Below are 15571 nucleotides of genomic sequence, written 5' to 3'. Positions count from 1 at the left end.
ATGCTGAAACATATCTGCGTTTACCATCTTTATTAGTCTCTCTTAACTCGTGCTTTTCTTCATATTCAGTTCCATATTCTACTTGGCTAGTTTTATATGGATCCACTTTAATAAGGAGCGTCAGCTAGAATATGGTTTAAACAATATCCTGAAACTAAAAAATTATTGTGGGGTGGACATTTATGGTCGCCTAGTTATTATATGGGGACTTTAGGTGATATGAGTAAAGACGTTGTAGAAAAATATATTGAATCGCAGTATACAGAAGCTATGAGAAGGCAACTTAAAGGCTATTATGGTAAAAATAGATAAGACAGTTTAGCGGGCTTGACCCCTGATTAAAATCAGAGGTCAAGCCCGTTTTATCATCAAGGATGAATTACCTTTTTTTATTCGCTGAAATATTTGCTGAAGGTTTGCCGATAGGTTGTCGGAGTCATTTTTTTCCACGTTTGAAAATTGCGGGCCAAAACCTTGGCTGAAGAAAAGCCACAGTAGTTGGCAATGTATTCGACCGAATAATTGGTGCTTAATAATAAATAACGGGCATGCATTAAGCGGACTTTGCTTAAATATTTGCCTAAAGGCAGGTTAGTAACTTGCTTTAACTCTTTATTCAAAGTGACTTGTGAGACCTTGAAATATTCAGCAATGCTTTTGGCGGTGATATGTTCAGAAGAATTATCAGCGATGTAGTTGATAATTGAATCAGCCAAAGAATGATTAGGATGGTTTGATGCAGCTGTTTTAGTAGTATATTCCGTGTCAATTAGGGCAATCAGCTGGAAAAATTCACTGAGAATTAAAAAGCGGATGGGGTCGCTGATAGGTTTCTCCACTAAAAAAGCAATGGTATTCAAGTGTTTTCGTAATTGGCGGTAGCTGGCAGTAGTATGGCTGATATGGTCCATTTGAACCAGCCATTGCTGGCTAGCAGGGTATTCTTCGGTTAAAAAAGTATTATCAATGATGAGTCCCATGACCGTGTAAGTGCGGTCTTTGTGGCCAGTGGTGGAGTGAATTTGCGAGCGGTTGATAGCCCAGATATCGCCTGGATTATGATGATGAGTTTTACCTGAAATAACGGTTTTTAAGTCTTCACCTGAGATGAGATAATCAATTTCAATGCCGGTGTGCCAGTGGGCAGGCGTTTTGGGTGCGTGGTTGGTACGCTTGAAAAATTTAAAAGGCAACCGCGGCATATTAGTGACATCTTCGTAAGCAATCGGCATGTTAATCCCCCTTAAAAAAATGGCGCTATTTCCTTTAAGAAATGTGACATGGTTATTTAATCCTATGATAACATAACACTTGTAGGAACAAATATTAAAACAATCTTTTAGATTAAAGATAAAAATTTAAAAAATAACACGATTATTTTGAGGAGGAATAGATTATGGCTCATTTTAGAAAAGATTTCCTTTGGGGCGGCGCTGTAGCTGCTAACCAAGTTGAAGGCGGATACAATGAAGGCGGAAAAGGTCTTTCCGTGACTGATATTACCACGGCAGGTTCTTTAGCAAGCCCACGCTATTTGACATATACTTTGGATGGCAAAGAAGGCAAAGTAGCCGGCATGTTTGCCAGTTCCCTGCCAGCAGGCGCTAAGGGTAAGATTTTAGACAATGAATACTATCCTAACCATGTAGCGATTGATTTCTACCACAAATTTGCAGATGATATCAAATTATTTGCAGAAATGGGCTTTAAAGTTTTTCGGACATCAATTGCCTGGACACGTATTTTTCCAACCGGTGAAGAAGATAAGCCAAACCAAGCAGGCTTGGACTTCTACCGTCGTCTCTTTACTGAATTAAAGAAGAATGGCATCGAACCATTAGTTACCATTTCACACTACGAAGATCCATTGGCTTTGGGTGAAAAATACAACGATTGGCAAGATCGCAAGATGATTGACCTTTACGTTAAATATGCTACAACTTTGTTTGAAGAATACAAAGACCTGGTTAAGTACTGGCTTACATTTAATGAAATCAATTCATCTTTGATGTTCTTGAAGATGGTTGGTGACGGAAAAGCAACTGATGAAGACTATCAAAAAGCTTACCAAAAACTCCACCACCAATTTGTTGCTTCAGCTAAGGCTGTTGTAGCAGGCCACAAGATTAACCCAGACTTCATGATTGGAAACATGATTGCTGGTTCAGTCTACTATCCAGGCACACCAGATCCAGCTGACGTTTTAGCTGCTCGTCACGAAAACGAATTAAATCAGCTTTATTGCGCTGATGCTCAAGCTAAGGGTGAATATCCAACATTTGCCAAGCGCTTATGGGCAGAACACAATGTTCATTTGAAGATTGAAGACGGCGACCTTGAAGTGATGAAGGAAGGTAAAGTTGACATGTATACCTTCTCATATTACATGTCAAATATGGTAACCACGCACGAAGATGTCGTCGAAAAGGCTAACGGCAACTTCTCAGCTGGTGTCAAGAACCCATACCTTGAATATTCTGAATGGGGCTGGTCAGTTGACCCAACCGGTTTGCAATTATACCTTGAAGAAATGTACGACCGCTACGGTATTCCTTTGATGGTTGTTGAAAATGGTTTCGGTGCCGTTGATAAATTAGAAGACGGGACAGTTCACGACGACTACCGGATTGAATACTTCAGAAAGCACATCAAGGCTATGGACAAGGCCGTTGAAAACGGCGTAGACCTTTTAGGCTACACTACATGGGGCTGCATCGACTGTGTTTCAGCCGGTACTGGTCAAATGTCCAAGCGTTACGGTTTCATCTATGTTGACCGTGATGATGAAGGCAACGGTACTTTGAAACGTTTGCCAAAGGATTCCTTCTACTGGTATAAGAAAGTTATCGCTTCAAACGGCGATGATTTGGCAGATTAATAATAAAAAAGGCTGGCCATTTTGGCAGCCTTTTTTATTGGAAATAATCGTCAAGGTTTAAGTAATTAAGGAATAATGACTGTGATGACTTTAAGCTTTTTAAGCTGGCCGATACCTTGAAATGTTTGGGTAAAAAGCTCGCTAAAGTTTATTTTTTTTGCTTGATGCTCAATTAAGTTAATTGGCAATTTTTTGCTTAAGATACACAAACCAGAAATAACAAGCAGCAAAGTGATGATTAAGATGCTTTCCTTTAATGATAAAAAAGCAGACATAACGGCCATCAAAGCTGCCGAAAAAATGCTGGCTAATTGGGTGATGGCAGTGAAACCTGTATTATTTTTAATTAATTCAGTTTCGGATTGAGATAGTTTGTAGGTTGTAACTTCGATGCAAGCGGCATAAAAGGCACTGATAATACTTGTGATTAACGCAAATAAGAGCAGGAAAAAAGCCAAGGCGCGGACTTGCATAAAACAAGTTATAGCTAAAAGAAGTAAGCTTATAATAATACGATAAAAAGTAGTTTGTTTGATGACTTTCAGAGGGTTACTTATGTCGGCAACAGCTCCGCCTAAAGGGCCAAAAAATAAATCAGCCAGCTGGATTGAACTGAGTAAAGCAATTAGGCTTTGATTATGAAGTTGAGAGGCAAAGTACCATATTAAAAAGAGGTTATAAGATTGTGTAGCGACGCTTGAAAGACAATCACTAAATAAAATACGGCGAAAATATTTATTCATATGAATGAAACCCCCTTATATTTAGCACGTAATTTAATATTATGTGATGGATACAATTTTTGACTCTGTTACCATAATTACAATTAATATCACCCATAATAAAGCCTTCTTTTTTTATTAATTTATGCATGATAGTCAATTGATATCCCTGCGAGCTATCATTGGCTTAAATTATAAATAAATTAATTTTTTGTCAATAAAATTATAAAAATAAAACAAAAACATTAAAAGCAATAGCGCGGATTTAACACTATTAAGGCAGAATTGGTCAATTAATTTTTGTGGTTAAAAGAAAAACGTCCGCAAACTTGCGGACGTCTTTTAATTATTAGCTTATCAGCCGGTCACCTTAATTGAGACGAGCTTTTGGTCAATATTAGGGTCATCTTGGATGATTTCACCGACGGCTTTGACACTGATGGAGCCGGAAATAGGGTTTTTGATGGAGATAACATCTGAGACAACTTCAGCATCGATGTTTTGACAGTATTCAAAGGCCAAATCAGTTTGTAAAAGCGTGCAGTTAATCATTTTAAGACCATCAATGTAACACAAGCCCTGATTACTTTCAATTAAACAGTTGACGAAGGTAATATTTTTAGTATTCCAAGCCAAATATTCACCGGAAATTACAGAATCGTAAATAGTAACATTTTCGCAATTCCAAAAAGAATCCTTGGAAACAAAATGGCTATGGTGGACCTCGATATTTTTAGCGCCGTCAAAACAGTAGTTGCCAATCAAATCGATATTGTCCAGATAAATATTTTCGCTGTCTTTACCGAAGTAGTCGCCATTGATTTGGACATTGGTTAACTTGATATTTTTGCAAGTCCACATGGTTTCTTGAGCATCAGCAAAATGTACCCGGTCTAAGGTTACGCCATCGCAGCGTCTAAATAATTTAGGCGCTTGCAAGCTGGAATTTTTAACCGTGATATCGTTGGTATACCAAATGCCGGAGCGGGACATGGTTTCAAATAAGGAATTATCTACCGAGATGTGGTTGGAATACCATAGCGGATATTTCCATTTAAAAATAGTATGGTCAATGGTTAAGTTTGAGCTTTCTTTTAAAGGGGATTCACCATTATCGAAAACAACATTATCTAACGAAGCATCATCAAGCATAAATAAGGCGCGTTCACCTTCATATAAGCCACCTTTGATTTTTTCCATAGGATTTACCTCACTTGTAATTTGTTAATTCTATCTTATACCCTAAAGTTAGCTTTAGGTAAATAAATTTGCTTAAGTTTATTGTAGTCAGGTGACGCAGCAATGTAAAATACCTATATTTAATAGCGACGTATAGCTAAAATGTATTTTAATTTGGGGATAACTTTGCTAAAAAAGCTTGTGGATAAGTTCAGCTTGAACGATAGCGTATAATAGAGACAATCAAAAGCTGTTGGTCAAATTAATGAATTGACAACGGCCATTATGGAAATTACCAAGCAAACAACAATGCTGTCGCTCAACGCTTCAATTGAAGCAGCTAGAGTCGGCGAATCAGAAAAAATGATTGATTTTGCGAATACCACGGCAATGAATGGCTATCAAGAATTAGCCGATATGAGTCAGGCAACTAAACAACATACCGACAAAACTGATAGCATGATGCAAGAGATTGCGGATTTAACAGCCAAATTAGATGAAGATATTACCCGTATCAAAGAAGCAGCCCAAGATGTTAATACCGCTGTTGAAGAAAATGCTCAAGCGATTACGAAGGCAGCTACCAGAACAGAAGGAGTCGCTGAAAACATCGCCGATATTAATGATGAAGCTTTGGCTAACCAATTAGACAATGAAGTTCAAAAATTTAAACTATAAAAAAGAAGCCGGAGGGCTTCTTTTTTGGGTTGAAGTGGCGGTTTTTTTTTGCTAAACTAGGTCCATTATGTGATTGAGGGATGAAAAAATGATAGGTTTGGGGACATTAGTTGACTGTTTAGCTCTAATTTGCGGTGGCTTTTTAGGGATGTTTTTTCAAAGGCTTATCTCAGATAAAATTCAAAAAGCAGCTATGCAGGCCATAGGCTTAGGAGCCTTGTTTTTAGGCATTAGCGGGACATTAAATAAGATGCTGATTATTAAAAATGGGCAATTTCAAACACAAGACGAGATGATGCTGATTGTCACGCTGGCTTTAGGCACTATGGTAGGTGAAGCAATCGATATTGACGGCTGGTTTCAAAAGTTAAGCAGCTGGCTTTACCGGTATGCAGGGCAAAATAAGCAGGGAAGCCGGTTTACCGAAGGCTTCTTGGCGGCGTCGCTTACTTCTTGTATTGGGGCAATGGCGATTGTCGGCTCCTTGCAAGATGGATTAGCCCATGATCCAAGTTTGTTATTTTCGAAGGCTGTTATTGATTTAATTGTCAATATGCTCTATGCGGCTTCCTTTGGCTTAGGACCGGTGTTTGCTTTTGTACCGGTCTTGTGCTACCAGGGGGCGTTAACCTTGCTGGCCAGCCTGTTAAAGCCGTTATTGACGCAAGCTGCTTTAAACGGGTTGACGTTAGTGGGTTCGACGTTAATTTTTGTGATTGGGTTAAACCTGCTTTTGAAGCAGCAAATCAAGGTTGCCAACATGCTGCCGGCGTTATTATTTGTGCCGTTATATGTGGTTTTGGTTTAAAAAAGACTTGGCTTTTTTAAAGCCAGGTCTTTTTTAGTCAGCTAATTTTGTTAAGGCCTGGTAAAAGTCAGGCAAGTCTTGATCCAGTTTAAGGATTTGACCGTCTTTAGTGGTAAAACAGTGTTCTGAAAGGCCCTTGCAGATGGTTTGCTGCTGGTTGGTGATGCGGTAGGCTAAGGTTAGTTTAACCTTGGAGACTTTTTTAACCGTGACAGCAATGGTCAAAGTGTCCGCGAAAGTTGAAGGCTTGAGATATTTGCATTGAACGGAAACGACCGGTGAAATAAGGCCGCGCTGCTCCATTTGCTGATAATCCCAGCCGATGGCGGTCAAAAAGGCTACGCGGGCTTCTTCCATAAAGCGGATGTAATTTGAATGATGGGTAATCCCCATCTTATCTGTTTCATAGTATTGAACATAATGTGTGAATGGTTCCATAGTAATCTAATCCCTCGCTTTTTATTTAGTATAGCATTATAGTTGCTAAAATAAAAAAGGCTCCTTAAAATAGAAAAAGGTATGTATTATGGAAGGAAATGTGTTATTAGGGCAACACTGGGTAAAAAAATGAATAGTGATAAAGAAGCCATTTTAAAAGAAGCTTATAGCGATTTAGAATATGTCTTTTTTTATGATTTGTGCAATGAATGGGACTTGGATGATGAAAGTAATTTAGCACGTTACTTAAAAGTCAAGCAGCTGACTTTTCCCAGCCCCAAAGATTTGCATCAGCAATATTTAAACCGAATTTTTTGTGCCTGGGTAAATGATGATTATCAGTTAGGGACTTATCCGGCATATTTGACAACCGAAAATGAACGCCAATATGAACAGCAGGTGATTCAAGCCAATGAAGCGGAACTTGCCGGTGATATTTATTGCCTGCGCTGCCGCCGGATGGCATGTGAATATTTGCTGATTAAAGCACATCCCGAATTGGGACTGAAGTATAGCTGCAATCTTTTTAATCCTAATTTAGATTTAGTCTTGGTTGAGCAGCAATTAGATGTCTTAGCTGATGTTTATGGCTATTTAGCGCTTTGTGATATCGACTTGATTATTCCCGAGATTGTGCACCGCTGCTTTACAGAATTGATGCAGTTTATTATTCAATATCCTAAAGAATATCAAGCGTATCTAGGGTTAGAACTTAGTTAGGAGGCTTTTTGATGAAAAAAATCGATGGACATTTGCATTTAGTCAGAGCCCTTGCTGGTAGCAAGGGTCAGGGACGTTTGACACCGATTGGCTCAGGCAAGGCGATTTTTGATGATGGTGAAATTATTAAGCTTTTTCCAGACGGATGGGGCGATGACCATTTTTATGCTGAAACCTGCCTTGAAATTATGCAAAAAGAAGGCATTGATAAGGCCGTTTTATTGCAGGGGACGTTGAACGGCTATCAGAATTATTATTCTTATCAGGCTGTGCAAAAATATCCCGATAAATTTGCAGCAGCTTTTGCAGTTGATCCTTTTGCCAGCTCCTACCTTAAAATAGTTAGGCGCCATGTGGAGGAATTAGGTTTTCGGGCTATCAAATTTGAAATCAGTGAAGGTGGCGGGTTGCATGGCTTCCACCAGCCGTTTAGATTAGACCTTGATTATCGGGTAGGGCAGATAATGCATTATTTAGCTGATTATCCAGGATTTACCATCGCCATCGATTATGGCGATTATACGCAAACCAGCTATCAGCCCGAAGCAGTTGCCAACTTGGCTAAGAGCTATCCGCAACTTAATTTTGTGGTGTGCCACCTTTCATTTCCTAATGCCGACCACTTGGACCGGCTGGAAAATGCTTTGAGACAGTTTGAACCTTATCCTAATATCTATACTGATCTGTCGGCTATTCAAGATATCGAAGGGGAAAGGACAGATGCTTTTCCTTATCCAAGATGTCAAAAAGATGTCATTTTGGCCAAAGATATTTTGACAGCTAAACGGCTGATATGGGGGACTGATTCGCCATGGTCAGCAACCTTCAATACCTACCACCAATTGGCCAACTGGCTGGAAGCTGCTGATATTTTTACCCCAGCTGAATTAGAAGATGTTATGTATCAAAATGCGCTTAAAATTTATTTCAAATAGAAACAGGTTTTATCCTGTTTTTTTTAAGTTATTTGTTGAAAATTTCTGTTATAATGGCTTTTATTTGCTGAAATGGAGGAATCTTTGTGCAAAATGACGGTGCTGTGATGACAGAAGGCTCTTATAAGAAAAAAATCATTTATTTTGCCATCCCAATTTTTTTCGGAAGCCTTTTTCAGCAGCTTTACAGTACGGCTGATTCGCTGATTGTCGGTAATTTTTTGGGCTCAGCTGCTTTAGCCGCAGTTAGTTCGTCGGGTAATTTGATTTTTTTAATGATTGGTTTTATGCAAGGGTTAACTATTGGGTGCAGTGTAGTTATTGCCCGCTATATCGGGGCTAAAAATCATCAAAAAACGTCTTTGGCTGCGCATACGACAGTTGCCTTGGGATTAGTGTCTAGTGTTATTTTAACGGTTGTGGGCCTGGTTTTGGCCCCGCAGATTTTAAAATTGATGAGTACACCAAAAGAAATCATGACTGATTCGGTGACTTTTTTTCGAATGTATTTTCTAGGGTCAACCGGTTTTGTGATGTACAATAGTCTGGTAAGTATTCTTCAGGCCTCAGGCGACAGTCGCCATCCAGTGTACTATTTAATTATTGCATCCATTATTAATATTATTTTGGACCTGATTTTGATTGGCATATTGGGCTTTGGCGTCGGAGCAGCTGGAGTAGCCACGTCGATTTCACAGACCATCAGTGCGCTTTTAGCCTTGCATCAATTGCTGCATTTGGATAATGCCTGTCGCATTAACCTCAAAAAAGTCCGCTTTGAACCGCAGATTTTAAAGATGATGATTAGATTTGGTCTGCCTTCCGGTCTGCAAAATTCCATTATCGGTTTATCCAATGTAGTAATTCAATCCTACATTAATTTTTATGGTAAAAATGCCGTAGCGGGGATTGGTTCGTATACGAAGGTTGAAGGTTTTGCATTTTTGCCGATTACTTGTTTTGCTATGGCACTAACCACTTTTGTGGCGCAAAATCTGGGTGCTAAAAAATACCAGCGGATTAGACAAGGCGTTTTGTTCGGTACCATGTGTACGGTGATTTTAGCGGAGATACTGGGAGCGTTATTATATCTGTTTTCGCCGCAATTAATTGGTGCTTTTGATAGTACTAAAGCTGTAGTTCATTATGGCGTTTCACGGGCGCATGTTTGTGGTTTATTTTTTTGTTTAGTAGCTTTTACGCATGTGATGGCTGCGGTGATGCGGGGAGCCGGCAAGGCAATGATTCCGATGATGGTGATGCTTATTTGCTGGTGTGTGGTCCGGATTTTGCTGTTGGCGGTTGTGGGGATGTTTTATCAAACCATTTTAACCACGTATTGGGTTTACCCAATTACCTGGCTTTTAAGTGCGACCGTGTTATTTTGGTCTTACCGTCACCTAGACTTTACGAAAGCATAAAAAAAAGGCCTAGCGCCTTTTTTAGTTTAAAGTTTTTAGCAGATTAAGAACTTGACCGCAGATAGCATCCAAGTCACGATTTTTATAATGATTCTTGAGATATTCAACTAATTTAAAAGCATTAGGAGTAAGTTGTTTGGAGGAAATGTTGTCTTGACTGTTAAACATTTCGGCTAAAGAAATGTTGAGGGTCTGACAAATGTTGCTTAATTTTTCAATGCTGACGTTTGTCTTTTTTGAGCGTTCAATTTTAGAAATATAATTGACGGAAAGAGAGCTTTGTTCCGCTAATTCTTCTTGAGTCAGGCCGGCTTGCTGCCGGTACTGGCGGATTTTAGCTCCCAAGTCAAGTTGCGAATTGTCCATTAGATTGACTCCTTTTATATGAATAACTATACTTTAGTATAAAATAGTACCATTTCAAAGATAATATAATATAATATATATATATATATTATGAATATAGTACAAGTTAAAGAGGAGTGTTTTATGGAAACATGGTTATTTTTACTGCTGATTTTTTTGGCAGCTTTTTTCGGGAAAAATCAATCCTTAATGGTAGCAGCCATTGTGGTCAGCGCCATTAAATTATTTCCTTTTGCTGATAAATTGTGGGGGATTTTGCAGGCTAAAGGGATTAATTTCGGGGTGACAATTATTTCAATTGCCATTTTAGTTCCAATTGCAACAGGTCAAATTACGCTGCAGGATATGGTTAAAGCTTTTAAATTGCCGGCAGGTTGGATTGCTGTTTTATGCGGTATCTTAGTGGCTGTTTTATCCAAATATGGGGTGGCTCAATTGGCTGACGTGCCGCAAGTTACGGTAATGCTGGTGATTGGTACCATTTTAGGGGTGGTCTTTTTAAAAGGAGTGGCGGCTGGGCCGGTGATTGCAAGCGGCATGGCTTATGTGATTATTTCCCTCTTAGGGTTGAAATTTAAGTAAAAGACAGGGAAAGTTATTTTTAGGTATAAAAAAAAACCGACTCCTCTTTCAAACCGGGATGGTACCTGGGAAAGGTACTGCTTGAAAAAGAAATCGGACCTGGGGTATTGATTTTATAGGGAGTTTAATCAATACAAGCGCTTATATACAATGAGGAGCTACCTCATTGCGTTCCCGGAAACTATTTTAGTATAATATAGTTTCCAAAATTAGTCAAGATTAAAATCAATAAATTTCAATCTTGCTTGCTGATTTAAGGTATGTTTGCTATATTTGACTATGTACATAATTAGGAAGAGGAAAGTGCAATAAATGAAAGTATTAAGCATTGTAGTGCCTTGCTATAATTCAGCAGCCTACATGGATCGATGTATACAGTCGCTACTGCTAGGCGGTGAAGACGTCGAAATTATTTTGGTGGATGATGGTTCAAAGGATAAAACCGCAGAAAAAATTGATGCTTATGCCAACCGCTACCCAACGTTAGTCAAAGCAGTGCACCAAGAAAACGGAGGGCATGGTCAAGCTGTTAATACGGGAATTAGACATGCTTCAGGTTATTATGTCCGCGTTGTTGATAGTGATGACTGGTTAGATGGTAAAGCTTTTCCGAAAGTTGTCGCTTTCTTGAAAAAATCAATTGAAGATGAAATGAATCTTGATATGTTTATCACCAATTATATGTATGATAAGCAGGGGGTTAAGCACAAAAAAATTATGGAATACCGCAAATGTATTCCAAAAAATAAAGTCTTTTCCTGGGATGAAACCCATTTTACCTTGCGCAAGTATTTATTGATGCATTCGGTGACTTATCGCACTGGTTTAGTGCGCGATGAAGCTAAATTAGAGCTGCCTGCACACACTTTTTATGTTGATAATTTATATGTATTTGAACCGTTGCAGCATGTCAAGCGGATGTACTATATGGATGTGACTTTATACCATTATTTCATCGGCCGCGAAGATCAGTCGGTCAATGAAAAGGTAATGATTAGCCGGATTGAACAGCAATTATTTGTTAACCGGCGTATGGTTGATTATTTTGCCAACAACGTTGATTTAAAAACCAGCGTGGGCAAATATATGGAGCGTTATTTAGAAGTTATCACCGCAGTATCATCGATTTTATTAATCCGTGAGGGGTCAAAAGCCAGTCTTGAGAAGAAAAAAGCTTTGTGGCATTATATTAAAGAACATGATTTGAAATTATATCATAAACTGATGCGCGGGGCCTTAGGCATTGGGTTGCATTTGCCAGGTCGTTTAGGACGTCGAACAGCGATTGATATTTACCGTTTGGCAAGAAAAATTTATGGATTTAATTAGAAAAAAGAGGTTGGTTTTCCAACCTCTTTTTATAGTTTGTTCACGACATCTTAAAATTTCAGATGCTAAAATGTTGATTAAATGGAAAAATTAGTGGTTTATTTTTCAAAAAGCGGCAATACCAAAATGATTGCTGAGCGGATTGAACAGCAGCATTTGGTAAAGTATCATCGGATACAGCCTGATCAACCTTATCCGGATGAATTCAGAAAATTGCAGGCGGTAAGTCAAGATGAAGTTTTATTTGGCAAAACGAGGGCGATTAAGGGGATAGACCGCGACTTGTGGGAAAAGTATTCTGAAGTGATTATCGGCACTCCGACTTATTGGGGGCACTTGCCAGCTTGTGTTTGCCAATTTTTAAAAGAAAATGATTTTGGCGGCAAAAGCGTAACTTTTTTTGTAACCTGTGCGGGTGATCCGCTGAACCTTCAGACCGAATTAGAGCGTTGGAAGTCCGAATTGATAGAACAGTCAGACTTTTTATGCTTTGATTAAGTTAAGACCGGATTTTAACTTAGCCCCGAATACGTTTTGGAAGATCAAACGTTAAAAAAATAAATATTTTTGTGAAATATGCACAATAATATTCAATTTAAGTTAATTTTTGTAAACGGTTAAAATTATTTAAAAAAGCTGATATAAAAGCTTTTTGGCGGTTTGACGGCAAAAAAGTTTTGTATTTTTAGAAAAAAGTTATCCAAAATGCTTGAAATCGCTATCATTTAGTTATATTATATTAGTGAAGTTTTTCACATTAAGAAAAATAGTGATTTAACAAGTGATTTTTGGGAGGTATTTTATATGGTCCAAGTAGCAACAAAACCAAAGAAAAAAGTTTTGACAGAAGAAGAAAAAGCTGCCCGTATGGAAGCAGCACGCGAATATACTGGCGCTTTAGTCGATAAGGCTGAAGAAGCAGAAAAACTCTATGCCCACTTTACCCAAGACCAAGTTGATAAGATTGTTGCAGCCGCTGCTTTGGCCGGCTCAGAAGCAGCTTTGATGTTAGCACATGAAGCTGTAGATGAAACTGGCCGTGGGGTGGTTGAAGATAAAGATACCAAGAATCGTTTTGCCACTGAAAATATTTATAATTCGATTAAAGACGAAAAAACGGTCGGCATTATTTCTGAAGACAAGATTAAAGGCCAAGTCCAAATTGCTGCACCTTTGGGAATTTTAGCCGGAATTGTGCCAACAACCAACCCAACTTCAACAACGATGTTTAAAGCGTTGATGGCTTTAAAGACCAGAAATGCTATCGTCTTTTCTTTCCATCCGCAAGCAGTAAAATGCTCCATTCATGCTGCAAAAATCATCTATGATGCAGCGGTGGCTGCCGGGGCACCCAAAGACATTATCCAATGGATTGAAACTTCTACTTTGGAAAATACTACGGCCTTGATTCAAAACCGCAAGATTGCTTCGATTTTAGCTACTGGCGGGCCTGGCATGGTTAATGCTGCTTTGAAATCAGGCAACCCATCTATGGGTGTTGGTGCTGGTAATGGGGCTGTCTTTGTTGATCATACCGCTGATCTTGACCGGGCAGTTGAAGATATGCTTTTGTCTAAGCGCTTTGATAATGGGATGATTTGTGCAACGGAAAATTCCGCTGTCATTGAAGCACCTATTTATAATGATTGGGTTAAAAAGATGGAAGAAAAAGGCGCTTATATGCTGCCAAAGAAAGACTACAAGAAGTTGGCTGATTTTGTCTTTAACGAACGCCACGGGGTTAATGGACCGGTAGCTGGCCGTTCCGCCCAATGGATTGCTGAAAATGCAGGTATTAAATTGCCGGCAGACAAAGATGTCATCATGTTTGAACTTGATTCAAAGAACATTGGTGAAGCTTTATCATCTGAAAAATTATCACCGCTTCTTTCAATCTATAAGGCTAAAGATCGTCAAGACGGGATTAAGATAGTAGCTGCATTGCTTGATTATCAAGGGGCTGGCCACAACGCCGCCATCCAAATCGGTTCGCAGGTCGATCCATTTATCGATGAATTTGCTGATCAAACTAAAGCTGCCCGTATTTTAGTCAACCAACCAGACTCAATCGGTGGGATTGGCGATATTTATACAGATGCTTTGCGTCCATCACTGACATTAGGCACAGGTTCATGGGGGAAGAATTCATTGTCACATAACTTATCAACAGCGGATCTTTTAAACGTTAAGACGGTTGCTAAGCGGCGTAACCGTCCACAATGGATTCGTTTACCAGAAAAAATCTACTACGAAAAGAATGCTTTGTCATACTTGACTGATGAAAGCGAAAAGATGAGTCGCGTTTTAATCGTGGCTGATCCGGGAATGGTTAAATTCGGCTTTGTTGATAAACTCTATGATCAATTAGAAGCGCGTGACAACCCGGTCAAAACGAGCATTTACGGCTCTGTTCGCCCCGATCCTACCTTGGGACAAGCGATGGAAATTGCGCGTCAAATGGAAGAGTTTGAACCAGATACCATTTTAGCTATTGGTGGTGGTTCAGCTATGGATGCGGCTAAGATTGCCCGTTATTTGTATGAATACTCCTTAGAACAAGAACCAGGCTTCTTGTCCAGTTATGAAGCAGTGAGTGAAATCTTTACCCGTTTGCAACAAAAATTCGTTGATATCCGCAAACGGATTGTGAAGTTCCACCATGGTACTAAGACAAAATTATTCTGCATTCCAACAACTTCAGGGACTGGTTCTGAAGTGACACCATATGCCGTTATTACCGATGATAAGACTCATGTGAAGTATCCATTGACTGACTACGAAATGACACCGCAAGTAGCGATTGTCGATCCTGAATTTGTCATGACAGTGCCAAAGCGGACCGTTGCTTGGTCAGGACTTGATACGTTATCCCACGCTTTAGAATCATATGTTTCAGTAATGGCTTCTGATTTCACGCGTCCATGGTCTTTGCAGGCAATTAAGTTAGTCTTTGAAAACTTGGAAGCATCCTACAAGTATGATCCAAAAAATCCTACGCGTGAAGGCGAAAAAGCCCGTGAAAATATGCACTATGCAGCTACTTTAGGTGGTATGGCCTTTGCCAACGCCTTCTTAGGGATTAACCACTCCTTAGCTCACAAGACTGGCGGTGAATTTGGACTTCCTCATGGGTTGGCCATCTCGATTGCTATGCAGCATGTTATCCGCTTCAATGGGGTTTCAGGCAAGGTTAAGCGGACACCATTCCCACGCTATGAAGTTTACCGTGGACAAAAGGATTATGCTGATATTGCGCGTTCACTTGGCCTTAAAGGCAAGAATGATGCTGAATTAGTTGAAGCTTTGTGCGACAAGATTGATGCTTTGATGAAAGCTGTTGATGTCACACCAACCTTGTCAGCCAATGGGGTTACTAAAGAAGCCTTTGATGCTTCCTTAGACAAGTTGTGCGACCTGGTTTACAACGATCAATGCACGACGGCTAACCCACGGCAGCCAAGCATCGAAGAAATCCGCCAACTTTTGATTGATCAATTCTAAAGCTGATAAATAAT

Annotated in this window: 14 protein-coding genes and 2 pseudogenes; 11 read left to right on the top strand and 5 right to left on the bottom strand. The window is 39.4% G+C overall.

Annotation, left to right across the window (positions count from 1 at the left end):
- Positions 1-114: 114 nt before the first annotated feature.
- Positions 115-312: pseudogene (locus BMX26_RS04685) on the top strand (transposase); the annotation flags it as partial.
- Between the two features lie 77 nt (positions 313-389).
- On the opposite strand, the gene BMX26_RS04680 reads toward BMX26_RS04685, so the two are convergent.
- Complete coding sequence (locus tag BMX26_RS04680; RefSeq protein ID WP_075530302.1) at positions 390-1232, bottom strand: AraC family transcriptional regulator; 843 nt, start codon at positions 1230-1232, stop codon at positions 390-392.
- Between the two features lie 164 nt (positions 1233-1396).
- Between BMX26_RS04680 and BMX26_RS04675 the strand changes: the two genes are divergently transcribed.
- The gene (locus BMX26_RS04675) at positions 1397-2878 is read left to right on the top strand and encodes a glycoside hydrolase family 1 protein (protein WP_075530301.1); all 1482 of its coding nucleotides are present in this window, start codon (positions 1397-1399) and stop codon (positions 2876-2878) included.
- A gap of 65 nt (positions 2879-2943) precedes the next feature.
- Here BMX26_RS04675 and BMX26_RS04670 read toward each other — a convergent pair whose 3' ends face one another.
- Together BMX26_RS04670 and BMX26_RS04665 are read right to left on the bottom strand one after the other, a co-directional pair.
- On the bottom strand, positions 2944-3621 hold the full coding sequence (locus BMX26_RS04670; RefSeq protein WP_075530300.1) for a hypothetical protein: 678 nt from the start codon (positions 3619-3621) through the stop codon (positions 2944-2946).
- 336 nt (positions 3622-3957) lie between these two features.
- On the bottom strand, positions 3958-4800 hold the full coding sequence (locus BMX26_RS04665) for a DUF3737 family protein (protein ID WP_075530299.1): 843 nt from the start codon (positions 4798-4800) through the stop codon (positions 3958-3960).
- A gap of 237 nt (positions 4801-5037) precedes the next feature.
- Between BMX26_RS04665 and BMX26_RS04660 the strand changes: the two are divergent.
- Together BMX26_RS04660 and BMX26_RS04655 are read left to right on the top strand one after the other, a co-directional pair.
- Positions 5038-5457: pseudogene (locus BMX26_RS04660) on the top strand (methyl-accepting chemotaxis protein); the annotation flags it as partial.
- 88 nt (positions 5458-5545) lie between these two features.
- Positions 5546-6265 (top strand): DUF554 domain-containing protein, encoded by a 720-nt coding sequence (locus tag BMX26_RS04655; RefSeq protein WP_075530297.1) that lies wholly within the window; start codon positions 5546-5548, stop codon positions 6263-6265.
- A 33-nt stretch (positions 6266-6298) separates the two neighbouring features.
- Here the strand turns inward: BMX26_RS04655 and BMX26_RS04650 are convergent, their stop codons facing one another.
- A complete protein-coding gene (locus BMX26_RS04650) occupies positions 6299-6703 on the bottom strand; it encodes an acyl-CoA thioesterase (RefSeq protein WP_075530296.1) in 405 nt (134 codons plus the stop codon).
- Between the two features lie 129 nt (positions 6704-6832).
- On the opposite strand from BMX26_RS04650, the gene BMX26_RS04645 reads away from it, so the two are divergent.
- The 3 genes from BMX26_RS04645 to BMX26_RS04635 all read left to right on the top strand — a co-directional run bounded on the left by BMX26_RS04645 (position 6833) and on the right by BMX26_RS04635 (position 9779).
- The gene (locus BMX26_RS04645; RefSeq protein ID WP_075530295.1) at positions 6833-7423 is read left to right on the top strand and encodes a hypothetical protein; all 591 of its coding nucleotides are present in this window, start codon (positions 6833-6835) and stop codon (positions 7421-7423) included.
- 11 nt (positions 7424-7434) lie between these two features.
- A complete protein-coding gene (locus tag BMX26_RS04640; protein WP_075530294.1) occupies positions 7435-8358 on the top strand; it encodes an amidohydrolase family protein in 924 nt (307 codons plus the stop codon).
- A 107-nt stretch (positions 8359-8465) separates the two neighbouring features.
- Positions 8466-9779: an MATE family efflux transporter gene (locus tag BMX26_RS04635; protein ID WP_082272483.1), complete on the top strand. Its 1314-nt coding sequence runs from the start codon at positions 8466-8468 to the stop codon at positions 9777-9779.
- A 21-nt stretch (positions 9780-9800) separates the two neighbouring features.
- On the opposite strand, the gene BMX26_RS04630 is transcribed toward BMX26_RS04635, so the two are convergent.
- Positions 9801-10145 (bottom strand): helix-turn-helix domain-containing protein, encoded by a 345-nt coding sequence (locus BMX26_RS04630; RefSeq protein ID WP_075530292.1) that lies wholly within the window; start codon positions 10143-10145, stop codon positions 9801-9803.
- A 123-nt stretch (positions 10146-10268) separates the two neighbouring features.
- Here BMX26_RS04630 and BMX26_RS04625 point away from each other — a divergent pair, with 123 nt between their 5' ends.
- The 4 genes from BMX26_RS04625 to adhE all read left to right on the top strand — a co-directional run bounded on the left by BMX26_RS04625 (position 10269) and on the right by adhE (position 15557).
- Complete coding sequence (locus BMX26_RS04625; RefSeq protein WP_075530291.1) at positions 10269-10727, top strand: DUF441 domain-containing protein; 459 nt, start codon at positions 10269-10271, stop codon at positions 10725-10727.
- Between the two features lie 312 nt (positions 10728-11039).
- On the top strand, positions 11040-12056 hold the full coding sequence (locus BMX26_RS04620) for a glycosyltransferase family 2 protein (RefSeq protein ID WP_075530290.1): 1017 nt from the start codon (positions 11040-11042) through the stop codon (positions 12054-12056).
- Positions 12057-12137: 81 nt separating this feature from the next.
- Positions 12138-12554, top strand: a complete 417-nt coding sequence (locus BMX26_RS04615) for a flavodoxin (protein ID WP_075530289.1) — start codon at positions 12138-12140, stop codon at positions 12552-12554.
- A 306-nt stretch (positions 12555-12860) separates the two neighbouring features.
- A complete protein-coding gene (gene adhE, locus BMX26_RS04610; protein WP_075530288.1) occupies positions 12861-15557 on the top strand; it encodes a bifunctional acetaldehyde-CoA/alcohol dehydrogenase in 2697 nt (898 codons plus the stop codon).
- Positions 15558-15571: the final 14 nt, after the last annotated feature.

Source organism: Ligilactobacillus sp. WC1T17 (genome assembly GCA_900110005.1).
Classification (GTDB): Bacteria; Bacillota; Bacilli; order Lactobacillales; family Lactobacillaceae; genus Ligilactobacillus; species Ligilactobacillus ruminis_A.
The sequence above is the reverse complement of the archived record's forward strand: the minus strand, read 5'-3'. Positions and strand labels throughout refer to the sequence as shown.